Source organism: Stenotrophomonas sp. Nf1 (assembly GCF_003028475.1).
Lineage (GTDB): Bacteria > Pseudomonadota > Gammaproteobacteria > Xanthomonadales > Xanthomonadaceae > Stenotrophomonas.
This window is the reverse complement of the sequence record NZ_PYTV01000010.1, coordinates 26,407-46,597: the sequence shown is the minus strand read 5'-3', so window position 1 is coordinate 46,597 and position 20,191 is coordinate 26,407. Positions and strand designations below refer to the sequence as shown.

At 67.2% G+C, this 20,191-nt stretch carries 17 protein-coding genes; 11 read left to right on the top strand and 6 right to left on the bottom strand.

Going from position 1 to position 20,191, the window contains the following annotated elements; translation table 11 throughout:
• Positions 1-48: 48 nt before the first annotated feature.
• From queA to fabV, 6 genes are all read left to right on the top strand, one after another.
• Complete coding sequence (queA, locus tag C9412_RS16920; RefSeq protein ID WP_107232705.1) at positions 49-1,116, top strand: tRNA preQ1(34) S-adenosylmethionine ribosyltransferase-isomerase QueA; 1,068 nt, start codon at positions 49-51, stop codon at positions 1,114-1,116.
• A gap of 254 nt (positions 1,117-1,370) precedes the next feature.
• Positions 1,371-2,501: a tRNA guanosine(34) transglycosylase Tgt gene (gene tgt / locus C9412_RS16915; protein WP_006434331.1), complete on the top strand. Its 1,131-nt coding sequence runs from the start codon at positions 1,371-1,373 to the stop codon at positions 2,499-2,501.
• Between the two features lie 133 nt (positions 2,502-2,634).
• Complete coding sequence (gene yajC, locus C9412_RS16910) at positions 2,635-2,979, top strand: preprotein translocase subunit YajC (RefSeq protein WP_006434333.1); 345 nt, start codon at positions 2,635-2,637, stop codon at positions 2,977-2,979.
• A 61-nt stretch (positions 2,980-3,040) separates the two neighbouring features.
• Complete coding sequence (gene secD / locus C9412_RS16905) at positions 3,041-4,897, top strand: protein translocase subunit SecD (RefSeq protein ID WP_181358739.1); 1,857 nt, start codon at positions 3,041-3,043, stop codon at positions 4,895-4,897.
• Between the two features lie 16 nt (positions 4,898-4,913).
• A complete protein-coding gene (secF, locus tag C9412_RS16900) occupies positions 4,914-5,894 on the top strand; it encodes a protein translocase subunit SecF (RefSeq protein ID WP_107232703.1) in 981 nt (326 codons plus the stop codon).
• Between the two features lie 957 nt (positions 5,895-6,851).
• Positions 6,852-8,111, top strand: a complete 1,260-nt coding sequence (gene fabV / locus C9412_RS16890) for an enoyl-ACP reductase FabV (protein WP_107232701.1) — start codon at positions 6,852-6,854, stop codon at positions 8,109-8,111.
• Between the two features lie 114 nt (positions 8,112-8,225).
• Here fabV and C9412_RS16885 read toward each other — a convergent pair whose 3' ends face one another.
• The 3 genes from C9412_RS16885 to C9412_RS16875 form a co-directional block, all read right to left on the bottom strand.
• A complete protein-coding gene (locus C9412_RS16885; protein ID WP_107232818.1) occupies positions 8,226-10,295 on the bottom strand; it encodes an EAL domain-containing protein in 2,070 nt (689 codons plus the stop codon).
• A 91-nt stretch (positions 10,296-10,386) separates the two neighbouring features.
• Positions 10,387-11,571 (bottom strand): NAD(P)/FAD-dependent oxidoreductase, encoded by a 1,185-nt coding sequence (locus C9412_RS16880; protein WP_107232700.1) that lies wholly within the window; start codon positions 11,569-11,571, stop codon positions 10,387-10,389.
• The gene (locus C9412_RS16875) at positions 11,568-12,116 is read right to left on the bottom strand and encodes a YaeQ family protein (RefSeq protein ID WP_107232699.1); all 549 of its coding nucleotides are present in this window, start codon (positions 12,114-12,116) and stop codon (positions 11,568-11,570) included. Before C9412_RS16875 ends, C9412_RS16880 begins: the two co-directional genes overlap by 4 nt.
• A gap of 123 nt (positions 12,117-12,239) precedes the next feature.
• On the opposite strand from C9412_RS16875, the gene C9412_RS16870 reads away from it, so the two are divergent.
• Positions 12,240-13,118, top strand: coding sequence for a pseudouridine synthase (locus C9412_RS16870; protein ID WP_107232698.1), 879 nt, complete (start codon positions 12,240-12,242; stop codon positions 13,116-13,118).
• A 6-nt stretch (positions 13,119-13,124) separates the two neighbouring features.
• On the opposite strand, the gene C9412_RS16865 is transcribed toward C9412_RS16870, so the two are convergent.
• Positions 13,125-13,613, bottom strand: coding sequence for a YaiI/YqxD family protein (locus C9412_RS16865; protein ID WP_107232697.1), 489 nt, complete (start codon positions 13,611-13,613; stop codon positions 13,125-13,127).
• Positions 13,614-13,915: 302 nt separating this feature from the next.
• Between C9412_RS16865 and C9412_RS16860 the strand changes: the two genes are divergently transcribed.
• The 4 genes from C9412_RS16860 (at position 13,916) to C9412_RS16845 (ending at position 17,526) form a co-directional block, all read left to right on the top strand.
• Positions 13,916-14,125 (top strand): cold-shock protein, encoded by a 210-nt coding sequence (locus C9412_RS16860; RefSeq protein WP_005416210.1) that lies wholly within the window; start codon positions 13,916-13,918, stop codon positions 14,123-14,125.
• A 170-nt stretch (positions 14,126-14,295) separates the two neighbouring features.
• Positions 14,296-14,985, top strand: a complete 690-nt coding sequence (locus C9412_RS16855) for a glutathione S-transferase (protein ID WP_107232696.1) — start codon at positions 14,296-14,298, stop codon at positions 14,983-14,985.
• A gap of 31 nt (positions 14,986-15,016) precedes the next feature.
• Positions 15,017-16,582 (top strand): YdiU family protein, encoded by a 1,566-nt coding sequence (locus C9412_RS16850; protein WP_107232695.1) that lies wholly within the window; start codon positions 15,017-15,019, stop codon positions 16,580-16,582.
• A 407-nt stretch (positions 16,583-16,989) separates the two neighbouring features.
• The gene (locus tag C9412_RS16845) at positions 16,990-17,526 is read left to right on the top strand and encodes an adenine phosphoribosyltransferase (protein WP_107232694.1); all 537 of its coding nucleotides are present in this window, start codon (positions 16,990-16,992) and stop codon (positions 17,524-17,526) included.
• Positions 17,527-17,604: 78 nt separating this feature from the next.
• Here C9412_RS16845 and dbpA read toward each other — a convergent pair whose 3' ends face one another.
• Both dbpA and C9412_RS16835 read right to left on the bottom strand, forming a co-directional pair.
• Positions 17,605-18,981: an ATP-dependent RNA helicase DbpA gene (gene dbpA, locus C9412_RS16840; RefSeq protein ID WP_107232693.1), complete on the bottom strand. Its 1,377-nt coding sequence runs from the start codon at positions 18,979-18,981 to the stop codon at positions 17,605-17,607.
• 91 nt (positions 18,982-19,072) lie between these two features.
• The gene (locus C9412_RS16835) at positions 19,073-20,152 is read right to left on the bottom strand and encodes a YeiH family protein (RefSeq protein WP_107232692.1); all 1,080 of its coding nucleotides are present in this window, start codon (positions 20,150-20,152) and stop codon (positions 19,073-19,075) included.
• Between the last annotated feature and the right edge of the window lie 39 nt (positions 20,153-20,191).

The window sequence follows — 20,191 nt, the reverse complement described above, 5'->3', positions numbered from 1 at the left end:
CGCGACGTTCGCCGCGAAGCACGCCGGCTCGCAGACGCTGGCCGTACAATGCGCGCCATTGTCGACCTGTTGCCGCCCACTGCCTTGAAGAAGTCCGATTTCCATTACGACCTGCCGGCTGAACTGATCGCGCAGGCGCCCCTGGCCGAACGCTCCGCCAGCCGTCTGATGCTGGTGCCCGCGGCGCCGGCCGCCTTCACCGATCTGCAGGTGCGCGATCTGCCGTCGCTGCTGCAGCCGGGCGACCTGCTGGTGTTCAACGATACCCGGGTGATCCCGGCGCGCCTGTTCGGGCAGAAGGCCAGTGGTGGCCGTGTGGAGATCCTGATCGAGCGCCTGCTCGGCGGCCAGCAGGCGCGTGCGCAGGTCGGTGCCAGCAAGTCGCCGAAGGCCGGCAGCCGCATCGCGCTGGACGCCGGCGGCGAGGCCGAGGTGCTGGGCCGTGACGGCGAGTTCTATGTGCTGCAGTTCCACGTGCCCGAATCGCTGGAGCAGTGGCTGCTGCATGCCGGCCGCCTGCCGCTGCCGCCCTACATCCAGCGCGAGCCGGGCGTGGACGACCGCGAGCGCTACCAGACCGTGTTCGCGCGCGAAGTGGGCGCGGTGGCCGCGCCAACGGCCGGCCTGCACTTCGACGAACCGCTGCTGGCCGCGCTGAAGGACAAGGGCGTGGCGTTCGGCCATGTCACCCTGCATGTGGGTGCGGGGACCTTCCAGCCGGTGCGTGCCGATGATCTGAAGGATCACGTGATGCACCGCGAGTGGCTGAACGTGGGCGCCGAGCTGGTACAGCAGGTGCGGCGCACGCGTGCGGCCGGCGGTCGGGTGATCGGCGTCGGCACCACCGTGGTGCGCGCGCTGGAAAGCGCCATGTGTGACGGTGAGCTGCTGCCGTTCGCCGGCGAGACCCAGATCTTCATCACCCCGGGCTACCGCATCCGCAGTGTCGACGCGATGGTGACCAACTTCCACCTGCCGGAAAGCACGCTGCTGATGATGATCTCCGCGTTCGCCGGCAAGGACCGCGTGTTCGAGGCCTACCGGCACGCCATCGAACAGCGCTACCGCTTCTTCAGCTACGGCGACGCGATGCTGCTGTTCCCGCAGGCGGGGTAGGGGGCTGGCTGACCTCTGTCTGCTTGTGGTGGGTGCGCACCGTTGGTGCGCACGGGTCGCGCCCGCAACATCGAATCCACGCATGGCGTGGCTCTACTGCCGCTGGAATCAGTAGATCCACGCCATGCGTGGATGAATCCGGCGGCCCCGGCCATCCCGAGCGGACCGCTCCGCCGGGCATGGCCCGGCGCTACCGGAGCAGGGAAGGCGGTTTTGGGAGACAATAGGCGACTATTTGCCTGAACGACCGCTCCATGTCCCGACTGCAGTTCCAGCTCAAGACCCGCGACGGCCGTGCCCGCCGTGGCCGCCTGACCTTCCCGCGTGGCACGGTGGAAACGCCGGCCTTCATGCCGGTGGGAACCTATGGCTCGGTCAAGGGCATCCTGCCGGACCAGGTGCGTGCGCTGGGCGCCGAGATCATCCTCGGCAACACCTTCCACCTGTACCTGCGCCCGGGCCTGGACATCATCGCCGACCACGGTGGCCTGCACGGCTTCTGCCGTTGGGATGGCCCGATCCTGACCGACTCCGGCGGTTTCCAGGTGTTCTCGCTGGCCCATCGCCGCAAGATCACCGAGCAGGGCGTGACCTTCGCCTCGCCCACCGACGGTGCCCGCGTGTTCCTGGGCCCGGAGGAGAGCATGAAGATCCAGAAAGTGCTCGATTCGGACGTGGTGATGATCTTCGACGAGTGCACCCCGTACCCGGCCACCGAGGATGTCGCCCGCCGTTCGATGGAGCTGAGCCTGCGCTGGGCCCAGCGCAGCCGCAACGCGCATGACGAGCTGGGCAACGACGCGGCCCTGTTCGGCATCGTGCAGGGTGGGGTGCATACCGACCTGCGCAGCCGCTCGGCCGAGGCCCTGCAGGCGATCGGCTTCGACGGCTATGCCATCGGCGGCCTGGCCGTGGGCGAGCCGGAGCACGAGCGCAACGCCATGCTCGACCACCTGGACCCGGAGCTGCCCGGCGACCGGCCGCGCTATCTGATGGGCGTCGGCCGGCCGGAAGACCTGGTGGAAGGCGTGGCCCGTGGCGTGGACATGTTCGATTGTGTGATGCCGACCCGCAATGCGCGCAACGGCCACTATTTCACCTCGTTCGGCACCGTTCGCATCCGCAACTCCCAGTACGCGCGCGACATGGACCCGATCGAGCCGGGCTGCGGCTGCGTGGCCTGCACCGGCGGCTATACCCGCTCCTACCTGCGCCACCTGGACCGCTGCAACGAGATGCTGGCGCCGATGCTGGGCACCCTGCACAACCTGTTCTATTACGAAAAACTGATGGCCGACATCCGGGCCGCGATCGAGGCGGGAACCTTCCTGGCCTTCCGCGAGTCCTTCTACGCGGCACGCGGGGCGGTGGCCCCGCCCCTGTAACCCGGATGCCCCCTGCCGAACGGCCCAAGGACGAACGCCTGGGGCCGTGGCATACTTCAAGGCTGACCCAGATCCGCGGTCGACACCCCCGCCCCTGAAGGGACGGGAGCGCCGCCCAACTAAAGGACCAACGATGAACCTGCTTGCCTTCCTGATTCCCGCCGCCCACGCCCAGGCCGCCGGCGGCCAACCGCAGGGCATGGGCCTGACCACGCTGCTGTTCCCGATCATCCTGATCGCCATCATGTACTTCCTGATGATCCGCCCGCAGATGAAGCGGCAGAAGGAGCACAAGGCCATGCTGGAGAAGATCAAGCGTGGCGACGAAGTGCTGACCAACGGCGGCATCGCCGGCATCGTCACCGACATCGGCGACAACTTCATCACCATCGAAGTGGCCGACAACGTGCGCATCCGCGTGCAGAAGGGCGCCGTCGGCAACGTGCTGCCGGCCGGCACCCTGAAGTCGGCCCAGTAAGCCACTCCCTTTCCGATGCACAACCGCGGCGCCGGGGATGGCGCCGCGCGGGACCCAAGCAATGCTCGAATTTCCACGCTGGAAGTACGTCGTCATCCTGATCGTACTGGCGCTCAGCGCGCTGTACGCGCTGCCCAACATCTACCAGAAGGACCCGGCCATCCAGATCACCGCCAACCGTGGCGGGCAGATCGACGATGCGCTGCGCGACCGTGTGCTGGCCGACCTGAAGACGGCCGGTGTCGCCACCCTCGGTGCCGAGAAGGAAGGGGAAAGCCTGATTGTCCGCCTGCCGGACCTGAAGGCGCAGTCCGCGGCCAGCGATGCGCTGCGTGACACCGTCGGTGAAAAGTACACCGTGGCCCTGAACCTGGCCTCGACCGTGCCGGACTGGCTGTCCAAGCTCGGCGGCCGCCCGATGGTGCTGGGCCTGGACCTGCAGGGTGGCGTGCACTTCGTGCTGCAGGTCGACCAGAAGGCTGCGCTGGACAAGCGCCTGGATGCCTATACCGAAGACGTGCGCAGCACCCTGCGTGACGCCCGCATCGCCTACCAGTCGGTGGAGCGCCGCGCGGACAACAGCATCGTGGCCAACCTGAGCCCGTCCGCCGGTGACGACGCCGCGCAGCGTGCCCGCGCCGCCCTGGTCAAGGCACAGCCGACCCTCGGCTACGACGTCAGTGGCAGCCGCATCACGGTGACCGTGCCGGAAGCCGAGATCGCACAGATCGCCAACGGTGCCATCGAGCAGAACATCAACACCCTGCGCAACCGCGTGAACCAGCTCGGCGTGGCCGAACCGATCATCCAGCGCCAGGGTGCCGACCGCGTGGTCGTGCAGCTGCCGGGCGTGCAGGACACCGCCGAAGCCAAGCGCATGATCGGCGCCACCGCCACCCTGGAATACCGCGCAGTGGTGGAAGGCAACGCACAGGACGCGATCAGCTCCGGCCGCATCCCGCCGGAAGCCAAGGTCTACCAGCGCCGTGACGGCGGTGGCCCGATCCTGCTGAACAAGCGCGTGATCGTCACCGGTGACCAGATGGTCGGCGCGCAGGCGGTGACCGACTCCAACAGCGGCTCGCCGGCGGTCAGCGTGACGCTGAACAATGTCGGCGGCCAGCGCATGTTCGACTTCACCAGCGCCAACGTGAACAAGCCGATGGCGGTGGTCTACACCGAACGCGTGCCGACCGTGACCGTGGTTGACGGCCAGGAAGTGCGTGGCTTCAAGGTCAACGAGGAAGTGATCTCGGTGGCCAACATCAACGGCGTGTTCGGCAAGAACTTCCAGACCACCGGTCTGCAGAAGAAGGAAGCCGAAGACCTGGCCAAGCTGCTGAAGTCCGGCTCGCTGGCCGCGCCGATGGACTTCGTCGAAGAGCGTGTGGTCGGCCCGAGCCTGGGTGCCGAGAACGTCAAGAACGGCATGCGCGCGGTGGTGTTCGCGTTCCTGTTCACCCTGGTGTTCTTCAGCGTGTACTACCGCATGTTCGGTGTGATCACCTCGGCGGCGATGCTGTTCAACCTGCTGATCGTGGTGGCGGTGATGTCGCTGTTCGGCGCGACCATGACCCTGCCGGGCTTCGCCGGCCTGGCGTTGTCGGTTGGCCTGTCGGTGGACGCCAACGTGCTGATCAACGAGCGTATCCGTGAAGAGCTGCGTGCCGGCGTGCCGGGCAAGACCGCGATCGTGACCGGTTATGAGCGGGCCTCGGGCACCATCCTCGACGCCAACCTGACCGGCCTGATCGTCGGTGTGGCGCTGTTCGCATTCGGTACCGGTCCGCTGAAGGGCTTCGCGCTGACCATGATCATCGGTATTTTCGCCTCCATGTTCACCGCGATCACCGTGTCGCGTGCGCTGGCGACGCTGATCTACGGCCGCCGCAAGAAGCTCCAGAACGTGGCCATCTGACGGGACGACACGCACAATGAAACTGTTTCCGCTGCACATCCTCCCGAACGACACCAAGATCGACTTCATGCGTTGGCGCCATGTCGCCATGGCAGTCACCATCGTGGTGTTCCTGGCGTCGATCAGCATCATCGCGTTCAAGGGCTTCAACTACGCGCTGGACTTCACCGGCGGCACCCTGATCGAAGCCCGCTTCGACAAGCCGGTGGACGTCGAGCAGGTCCGTACCAAGCTCGAGCAGAATGGCTTTGATGGCGCTCAGGTGCAGAGCGTCGGTGGCAACACCGACCTGCTGATCCGCCTGGCCCCGCACGGCGAGCACGCCCCGGGTACCGGCGCTGCCGCCACCGAAGACAAGGCGACCGCTGCGGCTGTGGTGAAGGCGCTGTCGTCGGCCGACAACCAGGCCACGGTGTTGCGTAACGAGTTCGTGGGTCCGCAGATCGGCAAGGATCTGGCGATGAATGGCCTGTACGCCACCATCTTCATGCTCGCCGGCTTCCTGATCTACATCGCGGTGCGCTTCGAATGGAAGTTCGCGGTTACCGCCAGCATCGTGGCCATGTTCGACCTGATCGTGACGGTGGCTTACGTGTCCCTGCTGGGCCGTGAGTTCGACCTGACCGTGCTGGCCGGCCTGTTGTCGGTGATGGGCTTTGCGATCAACGACATCATCGTGGTCTTCGACCGCGTCCGCGAGAACTTCCGCAGCCTGCGCGTGGACTCGATGGAAGTGCTGAACCGTTCGATCAACCAGACGCTGTCGCGTACGGTGATCACCGCGGTGATGTTCTTCCTCTCGGCGCTGGCCCTGTACATGTACGGCGGCAGCTCGATGGAAGGCTTGGCCGAGACGCATATGATCGGCGCGGTGATCGTGGTGCTGTCCTCGATCCTGGTGGCGGTGCCGATGCTGACGATCGGTTTCCTGCGCGTCAGCAAGCAGGACCTGCTGCCCAAGGCAAAGGACGTCGAGGCCCTGGCCCGTCGCCCGTAAGCGTTCGCGCTGCCCGCAACACACAGAGAACCCCGCGCAAGCGGGGTTTTTTGTTGGCGGGGCTTGCAGCCCTGCACCTGCTCAATGCAACGGCAACTTCAAAAGCCGGAGCAGCATTCCGTGGGATGGCGGGTCACTGTGGGTTTGCGGGGACGCCGTAAACCCATCCATGGGGGCTTGGTCGCCGCATCCATGCGGCTCACACCCCGCAAACCCACAGTGCCCCGCCTTCGACAGGCTCATGCGGCTGTTGGTAGGTGTCGACCTTGGTCGACACGTCTGTCAGATATCGAATGAATTCACAAGCGGGGTTTTTGTTGGCAGGGCTTGCAGCCCTGCACCCGCCGAAGCCAGAGCAACATCCACGTCCAAAACGGAGCTGGCTTTCTGCTGGTTGGGCGGGGCCCTGTGGGTTGGCAGGACACGCCGTAAACCCATCCATGGGGGCTCGATGGCGCCATCCATGGCGCCAACGGTCCTGCCAACCCACAGGGCCCCACCTCTGACAGATTCCTGCGGCCGTTGGTAGGTGTCGACCTTGGTCGACACATCTGTCAGATATCGAATGAATTCATCCGTGTCGACCAAGGTCGACACCTACCAGAGGCGGACGCCGTTCCGACAGATCGCGGAACACTGTCGAAGGCGGGGTGGGTCCGGTTGCGGGGGTGTCCGCGGCATGGATGCCGCGGCCAAGCCTACAAGGACGTACTTGCGGCGTCCCCCGCAACCGGACCCACCCCGCCATCCTTCAGGAACCGGCTTTGGCTGTTGCCTCGGCTCTGGCCGTTGCTTCGGCGGGTGCAGGGTGCAACCCTGCAGGACAAACCCCACCCTACGCCAGCGTCGGTTGTGCAATCGCCCCCCGCGCACTACGATCCTGCGGTTCGCGCGCGTGCGCGCACCCGTATTCCTGCTGAGCGCCCTGCGCGCCGCATCTGCCAACCCGAGGTATCCATGGTCATCAAACCGCGCGTCCGCGGCTTCATCTGCGTCACCACCCACCCGACCGGCTGCGAGGCCGCGGTCAAGCAGCAGATCGACTACATCCGCGCGCGTCCGCCGATCCAGAATGGCCCCAAGCGCGTGCTGGTGATCGGCGCCTCCACCGGCTACGGCCTGGCCGCGCGCATCACCGCTGCCTTCGGCAGTGGCGCGGCGACCCTGGGCATCTTCTTCGAGCGCCCGGGCAGCGAGACCAAGCCGGGCACGGCGGGCTGGTACAACTCGGCGGCGTTCCACAAGTACGCCGACGAAGCCGGCCTGTACGCCAAGAGCATCAACGGCGATGCCTTCTCCGATGAAGTGAAGGCCAGGACCATCGAGATGATCAAGGCCGATCTCGGCCAGGTCGACCAGGTCGTCTACAGCCTGGCCGCGCCGCGCCGCAAGCATCCCAAGACCGGCGAGATCATCAGCTCCACGTTGAAGCCGATCGGCGAGCCGATCACCCTGCGTGGCCTGGATACCGACAAGGAAGTGCTGACCGAGACCCATCTGCAGCCGGCCACCCCGGAAGAAATCGCCGGCACCGTCGCAGTGATGGGTGGTGAAGACTGGCAGATGTGGATCGACGCGCTGGCCGATGCCGGCGTGCTGGCCAACGGCTGCACCACCACCGCCTTCACCTATGTGGGCGAAGAGATCACCCAGGCCATCTACTGGAACGGCTCCATCGGTGCCGCCAAGAAGGACCTGGACAACAAGGTGCTGGGCCTGCGCGAGAAACTGGCGAAAATCGGCGGCGACGCGCGTGTATCGGTGCTCAAGGCCGTGGTCACCCAGGCCAGCTCGGCCATTCCGACCATGCCGCTGTACCTGTCGCTGCTGTTCAAGGTAATGAAGGAAAAGGGCACCCACGAAGGCTGCATCGAGCAGCTGGACGTGCTGTACGACATCCTCTACGGCGGCAAGGCCGACGGCGTGGCGATCGATCGCCTGCGCCACGACCTGGTCGATGGCGATGGCCATAGCGTCGCGCTGATCGATGAGGAAGGCCGCCTGCGCGCCGACTACAAGGAAATGGCCGCCGATGTGCAGGGCAAGGTCGTCGCGCTGTGGCCGCAGGTGACCAACGAGAATCTGTACGAGATCAGCGATCTGGCCGGCTACAAGGCCGACTTCCTGCGCCTGTTCGGCTTTGGCGTGGAGGGCGTGGACTACGAGGCCGACGTCAATCCGGACGTGAAGATCGACAACCTGGTCGACATGACCTGATCAACGAAAAGGCCGGCGAACGCCGGCCTTTTTGTTTCTGTAGAGCCGAGCCATGCTCGGCTACGCTTTGCCTGGGCCCGGCAGCCGAGCCATGCTCGGCTCTACAGGCAGGCATCACCCGAATTCGAAGCCCATCTCCGGCAGCGCCGGGCCGACAAAATCGCCCTGCACGTAATCCACGCCGGCACTGAACAGCAGCGTCATCGAATTGGCATCGCTGACGAACTCGGCGATGGTGCGGATACCGGCCTCCTGCGCGCGCGCGGTGATCTGGCTGATGCGGTCGATGTTCTCGCGGGTGGCCGCCAGATCACTGGTGAAACCGCGGTCCAGCTTCAGGAACTGCGGCTGGAAGTGCGCCAGCAGCTGGAACGAATCCAGTCCCGAACCGAACTGCTCTAGGCCGATGCGGCAGCCCAGCGGCGCCACGTCGGCCAGGAACTGCTGGGCGCTGCGCAGGTGGGTGAACACCTTGGCTTCCGGCGCATGCAGCCACAGACGTTCGCCGGGCACGCCGCGTGCCTGCAGTTCACGGCGCAGGGTGGCCACCATCTGCGGGTCGTCAAACGACTCCGGCGTCACCTTCACCAGGACCTGGGTGGCATGGCCCTCGGCTGCGCGCTGGCCCAGTACCGAGATGGCCTGGGTGACCACCCAGCGGTTGATGTCGGCCAGCAGCCCATGCTCCTCGGCAATGCCAAGGAAGGCGGTCGGACTCAACAGCTCGCCGTTGTGTTCCAGGCGCAGATAGGCTTCGTATAGTTCCAGCGGCTCGCCCTGCAGGTTCAGCACCGGCTGGTAGTGCAGCTGGAAGCCGTCGCCGGCCAGCGCCTCGCGGATGCGCGCAACCCAGCGCAGCACGCGCTCCTGCTCGACACGGTCGACCGCGGCCGGATCGAAGATGCGGCAGGTGTTGCCCAGTTCGGCCGCGGCCTGTGTGCACTCGCTGGCGCGTGCCAGCACCTGGCCGATGCTGGCGATCTTCTCGCCCACCTGCACGCCGCCGATGCTGACGGTGACCGTGGCCGAGCGCGCGCCGATGCTGAACACATGCGCGGCATAGGCCTCGCGGATACGCTCGGCCAGTGCCACGGTCTGTGCGTACGGGCCGGCCTGCAGCACGGCGAAGCTGTGCTCGCCGAAGCGCGCCAGCTGCGCCTGTTCGCCCACCACCTCGGTGAGCAGGGCGGCCAGGGCGCCAATCAGCGTGTCGGCCGAGGCCAGGCCGATGTCCGGCAGCAGGCGTGCGTAATGGTCCGGCTCGATCAGCAGCAGGCCGAACTGGCCTTCGCTGCGGCCGGCCTGGGCCACCGCGCTTTCCAGCTGCAGCATGAAGGTGGGACGGTTGAGCAGGCCGGTGACCTGGTCGCGCTGGCGCAGGTCCTCGACCTCGCGCGCCAGTTCCGGATCGAACTCCATGCGGCGGCGGAGCACGACCTGGAGGCAGGATTCACCTTCGTAGGTGGCGGCGGTGAACTCCATCGTCGCCGGGAACGCGCTGCCATCTTCATGGCGGGCATCGAGCTGGTACTGCGGCGGCGGCGCCTCGCCACGGCTCAGGCCCTTCAGCAGCTGCTTGAAGCCCTCCACATGCTGGGCCGCGACCATGTCCAGCAGCGAGATGCCTTCGATGTCGTCGAACTGCTCATAGCCGAACATCTCCAGGTAGGCGTCGTTGGCGCGGATGTGCATGCCTTCATGCACATAGGCGATGGGGTCGCGCGAGGAGGCGATCAGTGCATCGCAGCGGCGCTCGGTCTCGCGCATCTGTGCCTCGATGCGGCGCAGGCCGCGGCGGGCCTGCAGATCGACCCACTGGTCGCGGACCACGGCCAGCAGATGCTCGGCACGCTGGCGCAGGGCGAGGGCGCGGATGCCGTGGCTGCTGGCCTGCACCAGTTCGTCCTCGTCGATGCGTTCGGCCAGCAGCACCAGCGGGATGTCCTTGCCGCTGGCGGCAATGTGCTGGGCAACCAAGGGCAGCGGAATACCCTGCGACGGCGAGGCCAGGACCAGGTCGATGGCCTGGCCGGCCAGCACCTGGGCCAGCTCGGCGGCATCCTGCGGGCGCCAGGGACGCACCGCGATGCCGCTGTTGCGCAGCGTGCTGACGATGGCTTCGGCATTCTCGCCGCTGTCATCGATGATCAGCAGGCGGATGGTGATGTCGTTCGCGTTCTGCATGCACTGCTCCCCAATCTGCGAACCTAGATACACGATGCGCGGCGAACCGTCCATGCGCGGCCCCCTTGCGCGCGCCGAACGGCGAAGTGGTTCACACCACGCCGCCGGCCGCGTGGCCGCTGGCCCAGGCCCACTGGAAGTTGTATCCGCCCAGCCAGCCGGTCACATCCAGCACCTCGCCAACGAAATGCAGGCCGGGCACGCGCTTGGATTCCATCGTCGAAGACGACACCTCAGCGGTGTCCACGCCGCCCAGGGTGACCTCGGCGGTGCGATAGCCTTCGGTTCCGCTGGCCACCAGCGGGAACGCGCCCAGCAGCTGCGCGGCCTGGCGAAGCACCGGCTCATCCAGCTGGCGCACCGGACGGTCGGGCAACCAGTGTTCGCACAGGCGCTGTGCGAAGCGCTTGGGCAGCACCTCGCCCAGCACCGTGCGCAGCTCGGCAGCGGGGCGCTCGCGCTTCATCTGGCGCAGCCACTCGCCGGCATCCTGGCCGGGCAGCAGGTCCAGCTCCAGCGCGTCGCCGGGTTGCCAGAACGAGGAAATCTGCAGGATCGCCGGGCCGCTCACGCCGCGATGGGTCAGCAGCATGAAGTTCTGGAAACGCTTGCCGTTGCAACGTGCCTCGATCGGCAGCGCGACACCGCTCAGATCGGCCAGCCGCTCCTGGTGGGTGCCGCTGAGCGTGAGTGGCACCAGGCCGGCGCGGGTCGGCAGCACCTGGTGGCCGAACTGGCGCGCGATCTCGTAGCCGAAGCCGGTGGCGCCCATGCTCGGAATCGACAGGCCGCCGGTGGCCACCACCAGCGAAGCACAATGGAACAGACCCTGTGTGGTGTGTACGCGGAAGCCATCACTGCCGTGCTCGATGCGCTGCACGCTGCACCCGGTGCGGATCTGCGCGCCGGCGGCCTGGCACTCATCCACCAGCATTTTCACGATCAGCTTGGACGACTCATCGCAGAACAACTGGCCCAGCTCTTTTTCGTGATACGCGATGCCGTGCTTGTGCACCAGCTCGATGAAGTGCCAGGGCGTGTAGCGCGCCAGCGCCGATTTGCAGAAGTGCGGGTTGGCCGACAGGAAGTTGGCCGGGGTGGTGCCGGTGTTGGTGAAGTTGCAGCGGCCGCCGCCGGACATCAGGATCTTCTTGCCGACCTTGTTGGCATGGTCGATCACCTGCACCTGGCGGCCGCGCTGGCCGGCGGTGATCGCCGTCATCAGCCCGGCCGCGCCGGCGCCAATGACCACCACGTCGCAACGGATGGTGCTCATGCCTTGGCGCGCTTGCGCCAGTTCGGGATCACGTCGAGCTGCATCTGATCGTTGAGCAGCTGCACCTCGCCGTCCTGGATCAGCACGCTCCAGCGCATGGCGCGCTGGATCTGCTGGCCCCACTGTTCAACGAAGGCGCCGTCCAGATCGACCACCGACAGGTTGTCGAAGCGCGCCAGGCCCTTGCCCTGCTTGCTCCACCAGATCTCCGAGGCGTTGCCACCGTAGTTGATCACCTGCACCTGGCGGCTGCGGTTGCTGGCCTTGCGGATGCGCGATTCGTCCGGATGGCCCAGGTCGATCCACTGCAGGATGTCGCCGGTGTAATCGTGTTCCCACAGGTCCGGCTCGTCATCGGTGCTCAGGCCGCGGCCGAACTCCAGGCGGTCGCCGGCATTGAGGGCGAAGGCCAGCAGGCGCACCATCAGGCGCTCGTCGGTCTCGGACGGGTGCTGGGCCAGGGTCAGGTTGTGGGTCGCGTAGTAGCCGCGATCCATGTCGCTGATCTGCAGTTCGGCCTTGCGGATGGTGGCGGTGAGGGCCATGGAGGATCCGTCGACTAAAGACGACAATGATAGAGGTTTGCTTGAGGGGTGTCCGTGGCCGTGCTGTGCGCGTGCCGTCGACGATGGCCCCTTGCGCTCATTTCCAGCAGCGGAGCCGATGCGATGACGATGCCCAGCCGATTGCAGCTGCCGCCGGGGCACTGGCCCAGCCTGCTTGACGGCCTGTGCGCGCGCTTTCCGCGCATCGACCGCGCGCAGTGGCTGGATCGCTTCGCCCGTGGCCGCGTGCAGGATGCGCAGGGCAGGGCGCTGGCGCCGGACCAGCCGTGGCAGGTCGGGCTGGAAATCCGCTACTTCCGCGAAGTGGCCGACGAAGCAGTGATTCCGCATGCCGAGCACGTTCTGCACCTGGATGAGGATCTTCTGGTGGCCGACAAGCCGCACTTCCTGCCGGTGACCCCGGCCGGCGGCCATGTGCGGCAGACCCTGCTGGCGCGGCTGGTGGCGCGCACCGGCAATACGGAACTGGTGCCGCTGCACCGGCTGGATCGGCTCACCGCCGGGCTGGTGCTGTTCTCGACCCGGCCGGCCACCCGTGATGCCTATCAGCGGCTGTTTCGCGAGCGCCGTATCGAAAAGACCTATGAGGCGCTGGCGCCGGCACTGCCGGGCGTGGCTTTCCCGCTGCAGCGGCACAGCCGGTTGGTGCCGGGCGAGCCGTTTTTCCGCATGGCCGAGGTGCCGGGCGAGCCCAATGCGTGTAGCCGCATCGAGCTGATCGAGGCCGGCGGGCCGGTCTGGCGCTATCGGCTGCTGCCGGACACCGGGCGCAAGCACCAACTGCGCGTACATATGGCGATGCTGGGGGCGCCGATCATCGGCGATGACCTGTACCCGCAGTTGCAGACGCGCGTGGAAGCCGCGGTTGAGCCCCCCCTGCAGCTGCTGGCGCAGGGGTTGGCCTTCGACGATCCTTTGAGCGGGGAGCCGCGGCGGTTCAGTAGCCAGCGCTGCCTGCGCCTGCCCGGCCAGGGCGAATAAGGCCGTTCAGCGAACCGGGCGCCGCGCCAGCCAGCGGTCCAGCTCGGCGGCGAACAGTTGCCGGTCGCGCGGTCCAAGCGGCGGCGGGCCACCGGTCTGGACCCCGGCACCGCGCAGCTCTTCCATGAAATTGCGCATCGACAGCCGCTCGGCCATGTTGTTGGGGGTGTACAGCTGGCCGCGCGGGTTCAGCGCCACCGCCTTCTTTTCCAGCACCAGGGCCGCCAGCGGGATGTCCTGGGTCACCACCAGGTCGCCGGCCGCGACCCGCTCGACGATCGCACTGTCGGCCACGTCCAGCCCTTGCGGTACCTGGATCGAGCGCAGCCAGCGCGAGGGCGGGGTGCGGATCCACTGGTTGGCGACCAGGGTCAGCTCGATCCCGACCCGTTCGGCGGCGCGGAACAGGATGTCGCGGATGACGGTGGGACAGGCGTCCGCATCCACCCAGATGCGGGGGAGGGCCGGTTCAGCGTGGGTTTCAGCTTCAGTCATTTACCCAGTGTAGGGTAGGAAAAACCTGAATGGGGACTCGGAGTTAGCCCCGACAAGCTGCCAGCCCTTGTCACGCCTAGGGGCCGGCCTGTTGTCATGAACGTGCGGGCTATCGCTTTTTGCAGAAAACACGCGTATCGTGCGACCCACTGTGTTTGCTAGGGTCACCGTGAATCGTGGCCTGGTGCAGTTGATCTCACGATCCGCTCATCGATCCGCTTTACCAACGCCTGCAACTCAGTCTCGGCCCCGATACCCGGCGGCTGCGATTTTTTTCAACATGTGTTTCAGGAGTTAGTAAAATGTCGGAACGTCAGACCGGTACCGTCAAGTGGTTCAACGATGCCAAGGGCTTCGGCTTCATCACCCCGGAAAGCGGCCCGGACCTGTTCGTGCACTTCCGTGCCATCCAGGGCACCGGCTTCAAGACCCTGCAGGAAGGCCAGAAGGTTACCTTCATCGCCGTCCAGGGTCAGAAGGGCATGCAGGCTGATCAGGTGCAGGCGGTCTAATCCGTCTGCTACCGCTTGGTAGCCAGAACGCCGGAAGCGAAAGCTTCCGGCGTTTTTTATTGCCCACCGTTCCGTAGAGTCGAGCTTGCTCGACTGCTTCTGCACGGCAGTCGAGCAAGCTCGACTCTACCGGGCGCGGTAGGATGAACCTCTCCCCAAGGATCATCCCCATGCGCATCGTCCACCACCTGGAAAACTCCCGCTCACTGCGTGTGCTGTGGATGCTGGAGGAGCTGGGCCTGGACTACGAGCTTCGCCGCTACCCGCGCGATCCGAAGACGTTGCTGGCGCCGCCGGAGCTGCGCACGGTGCATCCGCTGGGCAAGTCGCCGGTGCTGCAGGACGATGAGCTGGTGCTGGCAGAATCCGGTGCGATTCTCGATTACCTGGCCGACCGCTACGACACCCAGCGCCAGCTGTCGCCTCCGCCGATGCCGGCCGACGGGGCCGAACGCATGGCCTACCGTTACTGGCTGCATTACGCCGAAGGCTCGGCGATGCCGCCGTTGCTGCTGACCCTGGTGATGGGGCGCATCCGCAGCGCGCCGATGCCGTTCTTCGCGCGCCCGATCGCACGCAGCATCGCCGACAAGGCCGAGCGCGGCTTCATCGGCCCGCAGCGCCGCCTGCACCTGGACTGGATGGAGCGGCGCCTGGCTGAAAGCCCCTGGTTTGCCGGCGAACGCTTCAGCGCCGCCGACATCCAGATGAGTTTCCCGATCCAGGCCGCAGCCGCACGTGGGGGCGGCCTGGACGACAAGCCTGCATTGCGCGGTTTCCTCAAGCGCATCGGCGAGCGCCCGGCGTACCAGCGCGCCGAGGCCCACGGTGGCCACCTGCAGGCGCTCAGCGGCAATTGAGGCGGGCGGCAGTCGCCCCCATTTCAAGCCCATGGATACCGACAGCCCCCGTTTCGACAACCGCCTGCTGAGCGTACTGCCGGGCGACCCTGAATCCGGACCGCGCCGCCGTGAGGTCCGCGGTGCCGCGTGGTCGCCGGTCATGCCGACCCCGGTGGCCGCGCCCACGCTGCTGGCCTGGTCGCCGGAGGTGGCCGCGATGCTCGGTTTCGATGCCGATGAGGTGGCAAGTGAAGGCTTCGCCGATGTGTTCGGCGGCAATGCGCTGTACGCCGGCATGCAGCCATGGGCGGCCAACTATGGGGGGCATCAATTCGGCCATTGGGCCGGGCAGTTGGGCGATGGCCGCGCGATCTCGTTGGGTGAACTGCTGGCGCCGGATGGCCGTCACTGGGAGCTGCAGCTGAAGGGCGCCGGCCCGACCCCCTACTCGCGCGGCGCCGATGGGCGTGCAGTGCTGCGTTCGTCGATCCGTGAGTTCCTGTGCAGCGAGGCGATGCATCACCTGGGGGTGCCAACCACGCGTGCGCTGTCGCTGGTCGGGACCGGCGAAGAGGTGGTGCGCGACATGTTCTATGACGGCCATCCGCGTGCCGAGCCCGGCGCCATCGTGTGCCGGGTGTCGCCTTCGTTCCTGCGTTTCGGCTCGTTCGAGCTGCCGGCATCGCGAGGTGAAACCGCGCTGCTGCAGCAACTGGTGGATGCCTGCATCGCCCGTGATTTTCCCGAACTGGAAGGGCAGGGCGAGGCGCTGTATGGCGACTGGTTCGCGCAGATCGCGGTGCGCACCGCCGAGATGATCGCGCACTGGATGCGCGTCGGCTTCGTGCACGGGGTGATGAACACCGACAACCTGTCCGTGCTCGGCCTCACGCTGGATTACGGCCCGTATGGCTGGGTCGAGGACTTCGATCCAGACTGGACACCGAACACCACCGACGCGCAGGGGCGGCGCTACCGCTTCGGCACCCAGCCGCAGGTGGCGTACTGGAACCTGGGGCGGCTGGCACAGGCGCTGTCGCCGCTGTTCGCCGATGTGGCACCACTGCAGGCGGGGCTGGCGGCGTACCAGTCCACCTTCGTGGCCTGCACACGTCGTGATGCCGCCGCCAAGCTGGGTCTGGCCGCCGCCGACGATGACGACCTGCAGCTCTACCAGCGCTGGCAGCAGCTGATGCAGGACGGCGCGATGGACATGACCCTGGCCTGGCGCGCATTGATGCGCATCGATCCTGCCGCGCCGGATGTGGCCGTGCTGGACGCGGTGTACTACGACGACGCACGCAGGCAGGCGGTGCAGGCGCCGCTGCAGCAGTGGCTGCAGGACTACGCTACGCGGCTGCGCGCCGATCCGCTGTCGGCCGGCGAACGCACCGCGAAGATGGCCGCGGCCAACCCGCTGTACGTGCTGCGCAACTGGCTGGCGCAGGAGGCCATCGACCGCGCCGAGCAGGGCGACCTTGACGGTGTGCGGGTGTTGCAGCAGGTGTTGCGCGACCCGTACACCGAGCGCGCCGGGCTGGAGCATTACGCCGGCAAGCGCCCGGCCTGGGCCGACCACCGCGCCGGCTGCTCGATGCTGTCCTGCAGTTCCTGAGCGTGGGGTTCGGCAAGGCTGCGCCCTGCACCCGCAGAGGCAACCGCCAAAGCCAAAGCCAAAGCGGCTCTGGATTGCTGATGGTCTGGCGGGGCGGTGTGGGACGGCAGGACACGCCGTAAACCCGTCCATGGGGGCTCGATGGCGCCATCCATGGCGCCAACGGTCCTGCAGCCCCACACCGCCCCGCCTCCGACAGATCCCCACTGCTGTGGGTAGGTGTCGACCTTGGTCGACACGGTGGATCTGACCCCGACCGCAGGTCCCACAGCTCGCGGAAAACCATTGCAGCTGCCGGCCAGCGGCCGGCACTACCGCAGGCGCCGGGCGCAGCCCGGCCGACCCCCCAACAGGCAGGCGGCGCCCGGAACGGGTACCCTATGCCGCCATCAGATAGCCAACCTGACATGACCGACGCCATCGTCGCTCCGCAGTGGGCCTCGCGCCTGCGCGACATCGCCGACTTCCCCAAGCCCGGCATCCTGTTCAAGGACATCATGCCGCTGCTCGCTCACGGCGAGGACTTCCGCGGCGCGATCAGCGCGATGGCCGACCGTTGGCGCGACCAGAAGCTGGACGCGGTGGTCGGCATCGAATCGCGTGGTTTCATCCTCGGTGCCGCGATGGCACTCGAACTGGGCGTGGGCTTCGTGCCGGTGCGCAAGCCGGGCAAGCTGCCGGGCCAGGTGCTGCGCGAGGAATACACGCTGGAATACCGCAGCGACTGCATCGAAGTGCACGCCGATGCGCTGCCGGCCGGTGCGCGCGTGGCGATCATCGACGACGTGCTGGCCACTGGCGGCACGTTGGGCGCCGCGCTGTCGCTGGTGCGCCGCCTCGGTGTCGAGGTGGTGGGTGCCGGCGTGCTGGTCGAGCTGGATGGCCTGGGCGGCCGCGCGCGCTGGGAAGCGGGCCTGCCGCTGCACACCGAACTGGTGTTCTGAGTCTGTCGCCGGGCGTGGCCCGGCGCTGCACACCGTATGCAGGTAGCGCCGGGCCATGCCCGGCGACCACCTTGCCGATCACATCATCCGCACGCGGAAACGACGGCCCTTGATCTTGCCGGCTTCCAGTTTGGCCACGGCCTTGTTGGCCTGCTCACGGGCGATCGCCACGTAGGAGCGGGTCGGGAAGATCGCGATCTTGCCGATGAACTTGCTCGACAGGCCGGCGTCGCCGGTCAGCGCACCCAGGATGTCGCCGGGGCGAAGCTTGTCGGTCTTGCCGCCGTCGATGCGCAACGTGCGCATTGCCGCCTGCGGCAGTTCGGCCGGACGCGAGGTCGCCAGCGGCGTCTTCTGCCAGTCCAGCGGCTGCCCCATCTGCGCTTCGATCGCTTCGGCACGGGACTTTTCGCGGCCGGCCACCAGGCTGATCGCCAGGCCACTGGCACCGGCACGGCCGGTACGGCCCACGCGGTGCTGGTAGCTCTCCACGTCGGTCGGCAGTTCGTAGTTGATCACTGCCGCCAGTTCTTCCACGTCCAGGCCACGCGCGGCCACGTCGCTGGCGACCAGCACGTTGCAGCTGCGGTTGGCCAGCAGCAGCAGCACTTCCTCGCGGTCGCGCTGCTCCATGTCGCCATGCAGGGCCAGCGCCGAGAAGCCGAACTGCTGCAGCGAATTGGCAACCTCGTCCACGTCCTTGCGGGTATTGCAGAACACCACCGCCGATTCCGGCGTGTATTTCAGCAGCAGGCCGGCCAGCGCCTTCTGCCGGTGTGCCGGTTCCACCTCGCAGAACATATGACGGATCGCCGGTGCCTGGTCGGCGCCTTCCACGGTCACTTCCACCGCCTCGCGCAGCAGGTCACGCGCCATGGCGCGGATGCTGTCGGGGAAGGTGGCCGAGAACAGCAGGCTCTGGCGGTCCCTGTGGGTGCGGCCGGCGATCTCGCGGATCGGCTCCTCGAAGCCCATGTCGAGCATGCGGTCGGCTTCGTCCAGCACCAGCGTGCGCACTGCGCCCAGGTTCAGTGCACGCTTGCGCGCCAGTTCCTGCACGCGGCCGGGCGTGCCGACCACCACATGCGGGTCGTGGCCTTCCAGCGAGGCCAGCTGCGGACCCAGCGGCACGCCACCGACCAGCAGCAACAGCTTCAGATTCGGAATGCCGGTGGCCAGCTTGCGGATCTGCTTGCCGACCTGATCGGCCAGTTCGCGGGTCGGGCACAGCACCAGCGCCTGCACGCGGATCAGGCTGGGGTCGATGGACTGCAGCAGGCCCAGGCCGAAGGCGGCGGTCTTGCCGCTGCCGGTGGGTGCCTGTGCGATCACATCGCGGCCATCAAGGATGGCCGGCAGGCTCTGCGCCTGCACGGGGGTGAGGGTGGTGTAGCCGAGGGCATCCAGGCCGGGCTGCAGGGCCGGGCTCAGCGGCAGGGTCGAGAAGTCAGTCATGGCGCATTGTACCTGCCCGCGTGGCCGGTCCCGCCTGATGGGGCGGGGTCGCCATCCACTGGTGGGTGCCGACCGTTGGTCGGCACTGCCCTCAGCCCAGCACCGCCAGCACGCCCTGATGAATCGCCAGGCCACCGAACAACAGCCAGGCAAACAGGATCGACGCCAGCAGCAGCGGCTTCAGGCCGGCCTGGCGCAGCGCCGAGACGTGGGTGGTCAGGCCCAGCGCGGCCATCGCCATGGCCAGCAGCACCGTGTCCAGCTGCACCAGCCCGGCCTGCAGGCCAGCCGGCAGCAGATGCAGCGAGTTGAAACCGGCCACCGCTACAAACCCGAACGCGAACCACGGCACCACGATGCGTGCCTTGCCGCCGTCGCCGCTGGGCTTGCCGCCCCGCGCCAGCCACAGCGACAGCATCACCAGGAACGGTGCCAGCAGCATCACCCGCACCATCTTGGTGATCACTGCGGTATCGGCCGCCGCTTCGTTGACCGCACGGCCGGCGGCCACCACCTGTGCCACTTCATGGACCGTCGCACCGGTGAACAACCCGTACTGCCGTGCATCCATCGCCAGCCAGCCATGCGACTGCACCAGTGCGTACAACGCCGGGTACAGGAACATCGCCAACGTGCCGAACACCACCACCGTCGACACCGCCACGGTGACCTGCACCGCGCGTCCGCGAACCACCGGTTCGGCGGCCATCACCGCTGCCGCGCCGCAGATCGCGCTGCCGGCACCGATCAGCATCGCCGCCTCGCGTTCCATCCGGAACACGCGTACGCCCAGCCAGCAGGCCAGGCCGAAGGTGCTGGCGACCACCAGCACGTCCATCAGCACACCGGCCACGCCGACATGGCCGATGTCCTGGAAGGTCAGGCGCAGGCCGTACAGCACGATGCCGGCGCGCAGCAGCCAATGCTTGGAGAACCCGACGCCGGCCGCACTGCTTGGCGCCAACCGCGGGTAGAAGGTGTTGCCAACCACGATGCCGGCGACGATGGCCACGGTCAGCGCGCTCAGGCCATGTGCCTGCAGCCAGGGCAGCTCGGCCAGGTACAGTGACGCCGCCGCCACCAGGCCGACCAGCAGCAGGCCGGGCAGGCGCGGCTGCCAGCGTTGGCGCAGGGCGGGCAGTGACCAGGAGGAAAGGGCGGGGGCGTTCATGGCGAGGGCAGGGCTGAAGTGATGGTGCAAGCGTGCGCC